Annotated in this window: 12 protein-coding genes; 4 read left to right on the top strand and 8 right to left on the bottom strand. The window is 70.1% G+C overall.

Features of this window, described 5'->3' with window-relative positions:
- Nucleotides 1–86: 86 nt before the first annotated feature.
- Nucleotides 87–998: an SDR family NAD(P)-dependent oxidoreductase gene (locus ACWCRD_RS08630; RefSeq protein WP_450965185.1), complete on the bottom strand. Its 912-nt coding sequence runs from the start codon at nt 996–998 to the stop codon at nt 87–89.
- 84 nt (nt 999–1,082) lie between these two features.
- Here ACWCRD_RS08630 and ACWCRD_RS08625 point away from each other — a divergent pair, with 84 nt between their 5' ends.
- The gene (locus ACWCRD_RS08625) at nt 1,083–2,009 is read left to right on the top strand and encodes a cyclase family protein (protein WP_450965184.1); all 927 of its coding nucleotides are present in this window, start codon (nt 1,083–1,085) and stop codon (nt 2,007–2,009) included.
- 401 nt (nt 2,010–2,410) lie between these two features.
- Here ACWCRD_RS08625 and ACWCRD_RS08620 read toward each other — a convergent pair whose 3' ends face one another.
- The 4 genes from ACWCRD_RS08620 to ACWCRD_RS08605 form a co-directional block, all read right to left on the bottom strand.
- On the bottom strand, nt 2,411–2,872 hold the full coding sequence (locus tag ACWCRD_RS08620; RefSeq protein WP_450965417.1) for an ATP-binding protein: 462 nt from the start codon (nt 2,870–2,872) through the stop codon (nt 2,411–2,413).
- A 487-nt stretch (nt 2,873–3,359) separates the two neighbouring features.
- Complete coding sequence (locus ACWCRD_RS08615; protein ID WP_450965183.1) at nt 3,360–4,265, bottom strand: acyl-CoA dehydrogenase family protein; 906 nt, start codon at nt 4,263–4,265, stop codon at nt 3,360–3,362.
- A gap of 3 nt (nt 4,266–4,268) precedes the next feature.
- Nucleotides 4,269–5,402 carry an acyl-CoA dehydrogenase family protein gene (locus ACWCRD_RS08610; RefSeq protein ID WP_450965182.1) on the bottom strand — a complete coding sequence of 378 codons (1,134 nt, stop codon included), beginning with the start codon at nt 5,400–5,402 and terminating at the stop codon, nt 4,269–4,271.
- Complete coding sequence (locus ACWCRD_RS08605) at nt 5,402–6,595, bottom strand: amidohydrolase family protein (RefSeq protein ID WP_450965181.1); 1,194 nt, start codon at nt 6,593–6,595, stop codon at nt 5,402–5,404. Before ACWCRD_RS08605 ends, ACWCRD_RS08610 begins: the two co-directional genes overlap by 1 nt.
- Nucleotides 6,596–7,642: 1,047 nt before the next feature.
- Here ACWCRD_RS08605 and ACWCRD_RS08600 point away from each other — a divergent pair.
- A complete protein-coding gene (locus ACWCRD_RS08600; RefSeq protein WP_450965180.1) occupies nt 7,643–9,178 on the top strand; it encodes a class I adenylate-forming enzyme family protein in 1,536 nt (511 codons plus the stop codon).
- On the opposite strand, the gene ACWCRD_RS08595 is transcribed toward ACWCRD_RS08600, so the two are convergent.
- On the bottom strand, nt 9,162–9,674 hold the full coding sequence (locus ACWCRD_RS08595) for an EF-hand domain-containing protein (RefSeq protein ID WP_450965179.1): 513 nt from the start codon (nt 9,672–9,674) through the stop codon (nt 9,162–9,164). The two genes, ACWCRD_RS08600 and ACWCRD_RS08595, sit on opposite strands and share 17 nt — an antisense overlap.
- A 169-nt stretch (nt 9,675–9,843) precedes the next feature.
- Complete coding sequence (locus tag ACWCRD_RS08590) at nt 9,844–10,224, bottom strand: STAS domain-containing protein (protein WP_450830754.1); 381 nt, start codon at nt 10,222–10,224, stop codon at nt 9,844–9,846.
- A gap of 305 nt (nt 10,225–10,529) precedes the next feature.
- Here ACWCRD_RS08590 and ACWCRD_RS08585 point away from each other — a divergent pair, with 305 nt between their 5' ends.
- Together ACWCRD_RS08585 and ACWCRD_RS08580 are read left to right on the top strand one after the other, a co-directional pair.
- Nucleotides 10,530–11,111, top strand: coding sequence for a sigma-70 family RNA polymerase sigma factor (locus ACWCRD_RS08585; protein WP_450965178.1), 582 nt, complete (start codon nt 10,530–10,532; stop codon nt 11,109–11,111).
- A 155-nt stretch (nt 11,112–11,266) separates the two neighbouring features.
- Nucleotides 11,267–12,538, top strand: coding sequence for a maleylpyruvate isomerase N-terminal domain-containing protein (locus tag ACWCRD_RS08580; protein ID WP_450965416.1), 1,272 nt, complete (start codon nt 11,267–11,269; stop codon nt 12,536–12,538).
- Between the two features lie 165 nt (nt 12,539–12,703).
- Here the strand turns inward: ACWCRD_RS08580 and purU are convergent, their stop codons facing one another.
- Nucleotides 12,704–13,597: a formyltetrahydrofolate deformylase gene (gene purU / locus ACWCRD_RS08575; RefSeq protein WP_450965177.1), complete on the bottom strand. Its 894-nt coding sequence runs from the start codon at nt 13,595–13,597 to the stop codon at nt 12,704–12,706.
- Nucleotides 13,598–13,613: the final 16 nt, after the last annotated feature.

The raw sequence follows: 13,613 nt of genomic DNA, 5'->3' as shown, positions 1-13,613 counted from the left end.
CAGGGTCACTTCCCCAGGGGCGCGGGGAACTGCGCGACAAGCCACCAACAACCCGCACCCGCCAAACCACGAGCTCCCCCGAGCTCTCAGGCGTTCGGCCTGTCGCCCCGCGCAGCGGCTTTCTCCATCGCAGCCAACCGCTCAAGCATCGGCATCGGGTCCACCCCCACCGCTCCCGGCAAAACCTCCGCAACCCGCTCAGGCGTCCAAGAACCCTCGGCATACGCCGAGCGAAGCTCCCGCGGCTGAGCCCAGACCGCCAGCTTCGGCCCCGCGATCGTGTACACCTGCCCGGTGATCCCCTGCTCCTTCGCCCGGTCGGACAGCAGGTACACCACCAGGGCGGCCACATCCTCCGGCTCCCCGATCTCCGTCAGCTCCATGGGAACGTTCGCCGACATCCGCGTACGCGCAACGGGCGCCACCGCATTGGCACTCACCCCGTACTTGTGCAGACCCAGCGCAGCGCTCCGGACCAGCGAGATGATCCCGCCCTTGGCCGCGCTGTAGTTCGCCTGCGAGACCGAGCCCTGGTGGTTGCCGCTGGTGAACCCGATCAGGGTGCCCGCCCGCTGCCCCCGCATCACCGCCGAGGCCGCCCGGAACACGGTGAACGTGCCCTTCAGATGGGTGGCCACGACCGGGTCCCACTCCTCCTCGGACATGTTGAACAGCATCCGCTCACGCAGGATCCCGGCGACGCACACCACCCCGTCGAGCCGCCCGTACGACGAGACCGCGACGTCGACCACCCGCTGCCCGCCGGCCATCGTGGACACGTCGTCGGCCACCGCGACGGCGTCCCCGCCCGCCGCCTCGATCTCCTTGACGACGCCCTCGGCGACCGCGCTGGTGGGCGAGGCCCCGTCGACGGCGACCCCGTAGTCGTTGACGACGACCTTCGCCCCCTCGGCCGCCGCGGCCAGCGCCACCGCACGGCCGATGCCCCGTCCGGCACCCGTCACGGCGACGACCTTGCCTGCCAAGAAGTTCCCCACGTCCGGCCCCTTCCCGCGATTTCTGACGGACCGTTAGATTTTATGACCCGTCAGATACCTGGAGACAAGCCCCGGGGAGAGCCGATGTCGATGCCCGCGGAGTTCGCCGAGATCGCCAAGCGCGTGAACAACTGGGGCCGTTGGGGCGCCGACGACGAGATCGGCACCCTCAACCTGATCACCGACGAGGTCGTCCGCGAGGCCGCCGCGACCGTCCGCACGGGCCGCCGCATTCCCCTCGCGCTGCCCCTGCAGCAGGACGGCGTGCAGACCGGGATGATCCCGGGGCGGGTCAATCCGCTGCACGCGATGGTGCAGATCAACCAGGAGCTGTTCGGCCCGGGGTCGGTGGCGTGCAGCGACGACGCCGTGACCATGGGGCTGCAGGCCGCCACTCACTGGGACGCGCTGCCCCATGTCTCGCACTCCGGCCGGCTCTACAACGGCCGCCCGGCCGGCACCGTCACCGCGCACGGCGGCGCCGAGTTCAGCGGCATCGACAAGGCGCGGCACGTCGTCTCGCGCGGGGTGCTGCTGGATGTGGCACGCGCGCGTGGCGTCGACCGGCTGGAGGGCGGGCACGCGGTCACCCCCGAAGACCTGGAGGCCGCCGAGGAAATGGCCGGTACGCGCGTGCGTGCCGGCGATGTCGTGCTCGTACGGACCGGACAGATCCAGGTCTGTCTCGCCGGGGACAGGCACGCGTACGGCTACCCCTCGCCGGGTCTGTCGATCCGCACCCCGGAGTGGTTCCACACGCGTGATGTCGCCGCCGTCGCGAACGACACCCTCACGTTCGAGATCTTCCCGCCCGAGATCGAGGACCTGTGGCTGCCCGTACACGCGCTCGACCTGGTGGAGATGGGCATGCTGCAGGGACAGAACTGGAATCTCGAAGAGTTGTCCACAGCCTGTGGAGAAGTTGGCAGATACGCGTTCCTGCTGTCGGCGATGCCCGAGCCCTTCGTCGGCGCGACAGGGACTCCGGTGGCACCCGTCGCCGTCCTGTGAGGTTCGTCGACCGGCGGCGCGGTGCTCCCGCCCCGAGCACGGCACCACGCGCCGCCGACCGACTCGGCGCACCCTCCCCACTCTCGACTTCGCTCGAGCGGGAGGACCCCCATCGGCTCCTCCTGGCCCTGAGGGAGCCGACGCCGAATCACGATCCGCACTCGTCGAGGGCTCCCGTCACCGAAGCCCTCGTCGTCCCCTCACGGCGAATCGCTGACCACAAGCGTGATCAAACGGACACGATGCGTCAACACCCGTACGGGGATTTATTACTTAAGCCCAATTTGTCGTGGGCGCGCACAGAAGCACATCCCGGCGCATCGCCTCAGCCGGCCAGGGCGTGAGAGCGGTTTCTGCGACCGTGCCCCCGAGGTGACGGATCCTCCGCACCCGTGCGCCGGTCACACCGCCTCGAACGCCAGCCCCTCGTACGCCGTTGCGCCGCCCACACAGGCCTGTGCGGTCTGCCGGGTCTGTGCACAGCGGTCGAGTTCGCACCAGATGCGCTTGCCCGCACCCTCGGGGCTCCAGCCCCAGCGGTCGGCGAGACCGTCGACGAGGGCGAGGCCGCGGCCGCCGGTCGCGTCACCGTCGGCGCACCGGGGCACGGGGGCCCGGTCGCTGGTGTCGGCCACCTCGAGGCGGACGGTGGCCGATTCGGCGGCCACACCGGGCAGGGAGAGCCGCAGCACGGCCGGACAGCCGGTGTGCACCACGGCGTTGGTGACCAGTTCGGAGACGAGCAGGATCAGCGTCTCGGCGAGCGGCTCGTCGGCCTCTATCCCGGACCCGACGAGGCGGGAACGCGCCCACCTCCGGGCTCGCCCCACCTCAGCGGGGTCGGGCCGGACTTCCAGCTGCACCTGAAGCACCTGCACCGCTCACACCATCCGAACCGGCGGACACATGACCTCGCGCCACGCGCGCGCCGCAACGAGGGCCACGATCGTAGCCATTTTCTGCATGACCAGAACAATGGCCAGTGCAGAGCCCAGAGCAAGGGTCACGGAACGTGAATCCCTTAAGAGACAGCATGGTTGACGTACAGTCACGCCAACAAGCGCTTCGGGCATATTCCAGCGCGAAGGAGTACCCGTGCGGCATACTGTGCGACGCTCATTGCGGGGACTCGAACAGGCCAGTTCCGGCATCACCCCGGGGGCAACACCGGTACGGCTCATGCTCGCAGCCTCTCGCATCCCACAGAAGGTACCGGAGCGGGACGCCGACTCCGGGACGTGACGGGTCACGCGTAGGACACAACCCGATATCAACGCTCCGTAATTCCGGTATGCCACAATCCGCGACATCCGCGAGCGCGGCTTCCGTGACATCCCAGGCCGGCGCCGTTCAGGCCACCAGATCAGCCGCGAGCAACTCCTCACTCTCCGTGACACCGCCACCACGCTGCGCCCGCACCCATGCCCGCTTCAGATGCAGATGCACCTCGGAGTCCCAGGTGAAGCCCATGCCGCCGTGCACCTGGAGGCAGTCGCGGGCACCGCGCACCGCGGCCTCCTCGGCAAGCAGCCGGGCCGCGGCGATGTCACTGCGGTCGGCGGTGACGGCGGCCGCGTAGATCGCGGCGCGTGCCAGTTCGGTGCGCACCAGCATCTGCGCACACAGATGCTTGACCGCCTGGAAGGCCCCGATCGGCTGCCCGAACTGCTCACGGGTCCGGGCGTGTTGCACGGCCAGCTCGCACACGCGCGTGGCCGTACCGAGCTGCTCCGCGGCGGTGAGGAGGTCTGCGACGGGGTCCGATGGTGCCGGTGCGGGCACCCGGTGCAGAGGCGTCAACGGGTCCACCGACCGCAGCGGTACGGCCCCCTCGGCGCCGGACCGCACGACGTCGGCCTCGTCCAGCCACTCCACGAGCCGCCCATCGGCGGCGGCCACGACAACTTCCCCCGTGGCGGCTCCGGGCACCTCCCCGGCCGCGAGATGCGTGGCCACGAGCGGCCCGGGCACCAACGCCCGCCCGGCTTCCTCGAACGCCAACACGGCCTCTGACAGCCCGAGTCCGGCCCCTCCGTCCACTTCGGGCAGTCGTAGAGAAAAAAAGCCCAGCTCTCCGAGAGTGCGCCACAGAACCCGGTCGAGACGGGGCTGGTAAGCACCGGGGCCTGCACCGCCGTTTAGGGGCGCGGGAAACTGCGCGACCAGCCCCCACCGACCCGCAGACGACCCACGACCGATCACACCCCGCACGGCGTCCCGCAAAGCCCGCTGCTCCACGGTCAATTGAAACCGCACCGCTCACCGCCCCTTCGGCAACCCGAGGATCCGCTCGGCAACGATGTTCTGCTGAATCTGCGAGGTACCGGCCGCGATGGTGTACGAAAGCGACGACAGCCGGTCGAGCACCCAGGGCCGGTCCAAGTCCAGGGAGTCCGCCCCCAGGACCTCGGCGGCAACGTCGTACAACTCCTGCCGCGCATGCGAATACCGCAGTTTGAAAACCGAACCCCCAACCCCCGGCACACCGCCGGAGGCCTCCGCCTCGCTCACGTTCCACTGGATCAGCCGCCACAGCCCCCGGAACTCCGCATTCAGCCTCCCGAGACGCCGCCGGAGCACGGGGTCGTCCCAGCGGCCGTTGGCCCTGGCCTCCGCGGCGAGTTCGCCCAGCACCCGCCGACAGGCGACCACCTCGCCCACGAACGCCGTACCGCGCTCGAAGGACAGCGTCACCATGGTCACGCGCCAGCCGTCGTTCTCGTCCCCGACCCGGTTGGCGACCGGCACCCGTACGTCGTCGAGGAACACCTCCGCGAACTCCGCCGACCCGGCAAGGGTCCGCAACGGCCGTACGGTGACGCCCGGCAAGGACATGGGCATGGCCAGCCAGGTGATCCCGCGATGCTTCGGCGCCGTCGGGTCCGTGCGGACCAACAGCTCGCACCAGTCGGCCACTTCGGCGTGCGAGGTCCAGATCTTGGACCCACTCACCACGTACTCGTCGCCGTCCCTACGCGCGCGCGTGCGCAGTGCCGCGAGGTCGGAGCCGGCGTCCGGTTCGCTGAAGCCCTGGCACCAGGCCTCCTCGCCGCGCAGGATCGGCGGCAGCCAGCGCGCCCGCTGCTCGTCGGTCCCCTCGGCGGCGACGGTCGGCCCGGCGTGCAGCAGCCCGACGAAGTTCGCGCCCACATAGGGGGCGCCCGCCTTCTCGGTCTCCTCCAGGAAGATCAGGCGAACGCTCGGTGTGCCGTCCCAGTGGACGTCGGCGTATCCGGCGTCGTACAGCATCCGCTGCCACCCGAGGTCGTACGCCCTGCGCCCGGGCCAGTCCTCCGGGGAGGGCTTCGCGGGCAGCGTCGGCAGCACCTTGCCGAGCCACTCCCGCAGCCGCGCCCGGAACTCCTCCTCCTCGGCCGTGTACGACAGGTCCATCAGCGGTCGAGGTCCAGGTCCAGCATGCGGATCGCGTTGCCGCGCATCAGCTTGTAGACCGTCTCGTCGTCGAGGCCCTTCACATGGTCGAGGGCGACCTCCTTGGTGTGCGGGAAGGTCGAGTCGACGTGCGGGTAGTCGGTCTCGAAGGTGGCGTTGTCCCGGCCCACCACGTCCAGTGAGGCGACCCCGTGCTTGTCGCGGAAGAAGCAGCAGAACATCTGCCGGTAGTAGTACGTCGACGGGGGCTCCGGGACCAGGTCCCGCACCCCGCCCCAGGCGCGGTGCTCCTCCCACACGTCGTCGGCACGCTCCAGGGCGTACGGGATCCAGCCCATCTGGCCCTCGGAGTAGGCGAGTTTGAGGGTCGGGAACTTCACCAGCACCCCGCTGAACAGGTAGTCCATCATCGAGGCCATGGCGTTGTTGAAGCTCAGCGAGGCCTGGACGGCGGGGGGCGCGTCAGGGGAGGCCGCGGGCATCTGGGAGCTGCTGCCGATGTGCATGTTGACGACCGTCCCGGTCTCCTGGCAGACCGCGAAGAACGGGTCCCAGTACCCGGAGTGGATGGAAGGCAGGCCCAGGTAGGTGGGGATCTCGGAGAACGTCACCGCCCTCACCCCGCGCGCGGCGTTGCGCCGGATCTCCGCGACCGCGAGTTCCACGTCCCACAGCGGGATCAGGCAGAGCGGGATGAGCCGGCCGCCGCTGTCACCGCACCACTCCTCGACCATCCAGTCGTTGTAGGCGCGCACACAGGCGAGCGCGACCTCCTTGTCGTGCGCCTCGGCGAAGGTCTGCCCGCAGAAGCGCGGGAAGGAGGGGAAGCAGAGGCTGGCCTCGACGTGGTTCAGGTCCATGTCCTCCAGCCGGGCCTTGGGGTCCCAGCAGCCGCGCCGCATCTCCTCCCGGGTGATGCCCTCCAGGGTCATCTCGTCGCGGTCGAAGCCGACGGCCGCGATGTTCCGCTTGTAGGGGAACTTCAGGTCCTCGTAGATCCACCAGTCGGTCGGCTGGCCCTCCGGGTCCATCGTGATCCGGTACTTCCCGCCGATGTAGGCGAGCTCGCCGATCCCCGCGGTGAGTGCCTGCGGTCCCCGGTCGCGGTACTTCTCCGGCAGCCAGGTGTCGAAGAGGTGGGCGGGCTCGATCACATGGTCGTCGACGCTGATGATGCGGGGCAGTTCGGTCATGATCCCCTCCGCCTGATGCACAGATCTGATGGTCCGTCAGGTACTGCTCTATGCGGAGGTTCACACATTTCCTTTGGGATCGGAAGTGATGCGTCATCCATCGGCGCCCTGTCACGCGCCCCATGCCGACCTCGGCGACGTACGTAAGCGCGAGGATCGAATATGTGACCTTTTCTTCGGGATGTCGTTGATCGGATGACAGCGTCACGAGCGGGAGGGGAGCAGGTGAGCCGGAGGCTGCAACTTGCCGTGGACGAGAGCGCCCGCACCGCCTGCGCTCAGGCTCTGCTGCGCGGGGGCATGGTGGAGAAGACGGGCGAGGTGCTGCCCGTAACCAAGCTGAGGGAGCGAGTGGGCTGGGCCGCCGATCTGGTCTGCGACATGGTGGCCGATTTACTCGCCGAGCATTGGAACGCCGCCGATGTAGGCGCCCTGGCCCGCGGAGAGGACACAACAGGCCGCAGTCTGCCGTCGAAGGCCTGGATGGCGCAGCGCCGACTCGGCTGGACGGTCACCCCACCCGAGGGCATCCGCATCAACGACCGCATCCTGCGGATGGCCCAGGAGGCCGCGGGACGCACACTGCGCTCGGCGAAGTGGCGCGCCGACCTCACCGCCGGAGTGCTCGCCACCTGGCCCACCATTCCCTCCAGGCGACGCCGGACCCCCTCCCCCACCGAACCGTCAGGTCCGGCGGGACAGTGTCCGGAGGGACACGCTCACACGGGCCGGACTCGACTGCCCCGCGCAGCTCACCGGAACCAGGGCGTCACGACGATCAGCGGACCCACCACCGGCCGTCATCGGCCGCGAGGAGCAGTGCTGGGCGCGGGCTTCCACCTGCACGCCCATGCCGCCCCTCCACGATGGGCAGAACCCGTGCCGGACACCTGTCTGACGCAGGATCACTCAGCTGATCAGAGACGCCAGTCCCGCACCCCTGGACCGACAAGGCGCCGAGCCCTACGCTCTGCGCACTATCTGACTGCCCGTCAGCTCTGCACCAGCCCTGCATCAGCTCCGTGTCAGCTCCACGAGGGGGCCGCCGTGAACGACACCGCCCACGCACTGAGCGCATCCCGCACCCTCTGGGACCTGGTCGCCCGCCGCGCCGACCTCACCCCCGACCGGCCGGTCCTCCTCCAGGACGACCGCTCGCTGAGTTTCGGCGAGCTACGCGCGCGTGCCGAGCGCGTCGCGGCCGGTCTGTACGACATGGGCGTACGTCCCGGCACGGTGGTCGCCTGGCAGCTGCCCACCCGGATCGAGACCGCCCTGCTGTCCTTCGCGCTGGCCCGCCTGGGTGCCGTACAGACTCCGGTCATCCCGTTCTACCGGGACCGCGAGGTCGGCTTCGCGCTGCGGGAGTCGAGGGCCGAGTTCTTCGCCGTACCCGGTGAGTGGCGGGGCTTCGACCACACCGCGATGGCGCGGCGGCTCGGCGCGAAGGGGGTCTTCGAGGCGTACGACGAACTGCCGGACGGAGATCCGGGGGTGCTGCCCCCGCCGCCCTCCGAGGGCACCTCCGTGCGCTGGATCTACTGGACCTCGGGGACGACCTCCGACCCGAAGGGGGTGCTGCACACGGACCGTTCGCTGATAGCGGGCGGCTCCTGTCTCGCGCACGCGCTGCGGCTCTCGGCGGACGACGTGGGCTCGATGGCCTTCCCGTACGCCCATATCGCCGGGCCGGACTACACGGTGATGCTGCTGCTGTACGGCTTCCCGGCGGTGATGTTCGAGCAGTTCGCGCTTCCGGGCGCGCTGGAGGCGTACCGCAGGCACGGCGTGACGATGGCGGGCGGGTCGACGGCGTTCTACTCGATGTTCCTGGCCGAGCAGCGCAAGCAGCCCGGCCGGAAGGTCATTCCCTCGCTACGGCTGCTCGCGGGCGGCGGGGCGCCGAAGCCGCCGGAGGTGTACCACTCCGTCGTACGGGAGATGGGGGTGCAGCTCACCCACGGGTACGGCATGACCGAGGTGCCGATGATCACCATGGGGGCGCCGGACGACACCGCGGAGAACCTGGCGACGACGGAGGGGCGGCCGCCGGAGGGGATGGAGATACGGATCGTGGACGGGGAGGTGCGGCTGCGCGGGGAGGCCGTGTGCCAGGGCTATCTGGATCCGGCGCAGACGGCTGAGGCCTTCGACGGGGAGGGGTTTCTGCGCACCGGTGACCTGGGGTTCGTGACGGACAGCGGGCATCTCGTCCTCACCGGGCGGCTCAAGGACGTGATCATCCGCAAGGGCGAGAACATCTCGGCGAAGGAGATCGAGGACCTGCTGGCCGCCCACCCGGCGGTCGGGGACGTCGCGGTGATCGGGCTGCCGGACGCCGAGCGCGGGGAGCGGGTGTGCGCGGTGATCGAACAGCCGGACGGCGCCGGGGAGTTGACCCTGGAAACGGTGACCTCGTATCTGCGCGCGGAAGGGCTGTCGGTGCACAAGCTGCCGGAGCAGCTGGAGGTGGTGGACGCCCTGCCGCGCAACGAGACCCTGCGGAAAGTGCTCAAGTACCAGTTGCGGGACCGCTACGGGCGGGGCGTCGACCAGCGGCAGGGCCCTACTCGGGGACGGTGAAGTAGCGGGCGAACGCCGGGACGATCTCCGCCTCACCGACCTTGCCGTCGCCGTCGGTGTCGAGCTCGGCAGCGACGGTGTGGACGAGGCTCTCCTCCACCCCCAGGATCCGAAGCACGCGCGCGGTGTCCTCGACGGTGGCGGCCCCGTCGCCGTCGGTGTCGGCGAGGTCGAGGGCCGCGTGCAGGAAGGGGCGGGCGATCTCGGCGAACCGCTCGGGGTTGTCGCGCAGGCGCTTGACCGCGCCGTTCACGAACTCCTCGCGGTCGATGCGCTGGTCGCCGTCCCGGTCCGCTATGCCGGCCATGCCCTGCCAGAACGCCTCGGCTCCGCCGTACAGCGCCTGGCCCTTGTCGGAGCGGGCCGCGACGGCGAACTCGGCGAGCAGCGCCTTGGCCGCTCTGCTGAAGTCCTCGCGGTCGATGAAGCCGTTGCCGTCCTGGTCGAAGGTGGCGAACCGGGCGGCGATCCTGCGCTCGTACTCGCTGCTGACCATGTCTTTCGGGCCGCCTTACGTCATCTCGGGTGCATCTCGTCGGAGCGTACGACGCGGGAGACCGTGCGGGCGCGGGAAAGCGGCGCTTGTGCCAAGACCGGGGGAATTTCGGGACAACTGTGTGGCACATGGAGCTGAGCTACGCCCCCATGCACAGCTTCGGCCCAGGTCAGGCCGAAAGCGGATCGGCCTCTTCCGCGACCGCCGACGCCACGTCGGCGTACACGTCGAACAGTCGGCGCACGCCCAGGGCGCCCAGCACGCGGTTGACGTGTGAGCCCTCGACCGCGCCCTGCGCCGGGAGTATCAGGCGCAGGGTGCCCTGGCAGGAGCGGATGAGGCGGCGGGCGGCGATGAGCACGCCGACGCCGCTGGAGTCGCAGAAGAAGACCTCGGAGAGGTCGAGGACGAGGCCGTGCCGGCCGTCGGCCACCACGTCGTGGACCCGCTGACGCAGCACCGGCGACGTCACCAGGTCCAGCTCGCCCGACACACGGAGCACGGTCCACTCGCCCTGCTCGCCACCGGTCACATAGAACGCCACCACCATGCCCTTCGCTCGCCGGAGTCCCCGCAAAACGGAAGCCGTTCCTACGCTTCCTTGCAGCGCGGCTGCCCAGCGGCCGTTCCCTGAAACACGACGCAAGAAACGGGAACCGATCGGAAGAGGCTTGTTTTAATCGACTTCGATCCTGTTCGATCAGGTCTGATCAGAGGTCGAGCGGGTAGGCAGGCACAGAACGCAGGCTGCGCACATTGCGACAAAACGACGTGCATTGTCGTAGGTGCCGACTACATTCGAGGAGACGATGGACGCAGGCCGGGCCGACGAACGGGCAGGGGTGAGGGGGCCGCATGACGAAGAAGGACGCACCGCCCCGCTGGGACCGCAAGATGCAGCAGCGACTTGCACGCGGTGAGGCGGCCGCCCTCGGCGAGCTCTACGACCGGTTCGCCTCCCTGGTGCACGGCCTGGCCCACCGCGTCCTCGGGGACGAGCGCGCCGCCGACGGCATCACGCGTGACGTCTTCGCACACGTCTGGGAACACCCCGAGGCCTACGACCCCAAGCAGGGCCCGCTGCGTTCCTGGGTCGCCACGCTGACCCACCGCCTCGCCGTGCAGCGGCTGCGCACCACCGAGACCGCCGCCCTGGCCCAGGGCTCCGGCGGCTCCGCCGAGGACCTGGAGCGCAAGGTGCGCCGCGCCTCGGTCGCCGCCCGCGCCGACTACATCGTCACGTCCATGCCCGCCCCGCTGCGCGCCGCCCTGGACCTGGCCTACTTCCAGCGCCGCGACTACCGCCAGACCGCCGCCGACCTCGGCGTCACCGAGGACGAGGCCCGCCGCCGGCTCCGCCTGGGCCTGCAGCTCCTGTCCACCGCCCATGACGCCGGCGCACCCGGGGCACCGCCCGGTTACGGGGGTGCCGTGTGAACGACGCAGGCAGCGCGGACCGCTTCGACCTCGGCGGATTCGACGGCGAGGACGACCCCGACGGCAGGAACGGCCCCGCGGGAAAGGGCGACTTCGAGGACAAGAGCGACAAACACGACGAGCAGGACGAGACCGAGGAGCAGGAGGGGTACGGCATCCCGGGCGGACCCGAGAACGACAACGGCAACGACATCCCTCAGGGCCCCGACCAGTCTCCCCGCATACCGATGCCCCGCGCCTCCGTCGAGGACGGCGGACGGCCGCTGCCCGCCCTGGAGGACCTGGGCGAGACGGCGCGGCGGCCCGCCCCGCTGGTCCTGGAGCACCGCGTCCTGAAGTCGCTCCTCGGCGCCTGGGCGCTGGCCGCCTGCTCGGCGGAAGAGACGGCGGCCGTCGAGGAGCACCTGGGCGAGTGCGGCTCCTGCGCCGACGAGGCGCTGCGGCTGCGCGAGGCGGTCGGCCTGCTGCACCAGCCGGAGAGCCTCGACCTGGACCCGGGCCTGCGCACCCGCGTCCTGGACGGCTGCCTCGACCGGCGCCCGCCCCGCATCCCGGTGCCCGGGTGGGCGGCTCCGTACGACGCGGAGGCCGCCCGGCTCGACGCCCTGCTGCAGGACATCGGGGACGCCGAGTGGCACAGGCCCGTGCGGCTGCGCTGGTTCGAGGCCGAGGGCCCGATGACCCGTCGTACGACGGTCGCCGGGGTCATCGCCCACCTGCTGTCGGTCGACGGGCTGGTCGCGGCCGCCCTCGGCATGGACGACCCGCTCGGCGACGTCGCCGAGGCGGGCTCCACGCCCCGGGCCCGCACCGAGGCGTACTGGCGCACCTCGCACTTCCCGCCCAACCGTTCCGTACGGGCCCCCTGGCGCGAGCAGACCCATGACCTCGTCCGCACGGCGTCCTTCATCAGCGACTCGGGACCGGCCCGGCCGGTCGTCTCCTACGGCGACTTCGAGCTGCCGCTGCGGGACGCGATGCTGGACCGGGCCTTCGAGTGCTGGGTGCACGCCGAGGACATCGCCGAGGCCGTCGACTACCCGTACGAGCCGCCCGCCCCACGCCATATGAACCGCATGATCGACCTCGCGGCGCGTGTCCTGCCGGACGTACTGGCGACCCGCCGCCGGGCCGGCCTGGCCTCGCCTCCCCACCACCGGCACCTGGTCCCGGCGGGCGAGCCGGGCCGCAGCCTGCGGCTGGAGATCGAAGGGATGGGCGGCGGCGAGTGGCTGATCCCCCTCGACTCCCCCGCGGCGGTCGGCTCCGCCGAGCACGAGGTGGCCCACGTGGCCCTGGACGGCGCAGAGTTCTGCCGCCTGGCAGCCGGCCATGTGCCTCCGGCGGAGGCGGCGGTGGGGCAGGTCGGTGACCGGGAGGCGATCAGGGATGTGCTGTTCGCTGCAGCTGCCTTGAGCCGGATGTAGGGGTGGGTTGCGGTTCGTTGGCGTCCGCGGGGCGGTGGGGGTTGATCGCGCAGTTCCCCGCGCCCCTAAAGGGGCGCGGGGCTGTATCGATATGCGGCTCCGCCGCGCGGGCGCGAGAAACCACGACGCGCCCGCACTCGCCCGACGGCAGAAGCCCCCGAGCTGCTAGGCGAACACAACCGTCCGGCGCCCGTTGAGCAGAATGCGGCGCTCGGCATGCCACTTCACGGCCCGCGCCAGCGCCTGGCACTCCACGTCACGCCCGATCGCGACGAGCTGGTCCGGCGTGACGTCATGCCCCACCCGCTCGACCTCCTGCTCGATGATCGGCCCCTCATCAAGATCCGCGGTGACGTAGTGCGCCGTCGCACCGATCAGCTTCACACCCCTGGCATGAGCCTGGTGATACGGCTTCGCCCCCTTGAAGCTCGGCAGGAAGGAATGGTGGATATTGATGATCCGCCCGCTGAGCTGCTTGCACAGATCGTCGGAGAGGACCTGCATATAGCGGGCGAGCACCACCAGCTCGACCCCCTCCTCACGGACGATCTCCAGCAGCCGCGCCTCGGCCTCCGCCTTGGTGTCCTTCGTCACCGGAATGTGGTGGAAAGGAACGTTGTACGAGCCGACCAGCTCGGCGAACTCCGTGTGGTTGGACACCACCGCCGCGATCTCCACCGGCAGCGCCCCGATCCGCGCCCGGAACAGCAGGTCGTTCAGGCAGTGCCCGAACTTGCTGACCATGAGGACGATGCGCATCTTCTCGTCGGCCCGGTTGATCTGCCAGTCCATGTGGAAGGAGTCACCGATCGCCGCGAAGCTCGCCCGCAGCTTGTCCACCGTCACCGGCTCCTCGGCGGAGAAGTGGACGCGCATGAAGAACAGACCCGTGTCGTGGTCGCCGAACTGCTGGCTGTCCTCGATGTTGCAGCCGGTCATGAAGAGATAGCTCGACACGGCGTGCACGATGCCCCGCTTGTCGGGGCAGGAGAGCGTGAGGACGTACTGGTCGTCGAGCGCCGCGGTTTGGGTGGCGGCTCGGGTGGACTGCTCGTTCATGCAGGACAGGGTCCCA

The sequence above is a fragment of the Streptomyces sp. NPDC002092 genome (assembly GCF_053593775.1).
The sequence above is the reverse complement of the archived record's forward strand: the minus strand, read 5'-3'. Positions and strand labels throughout refer to the sequence as shown.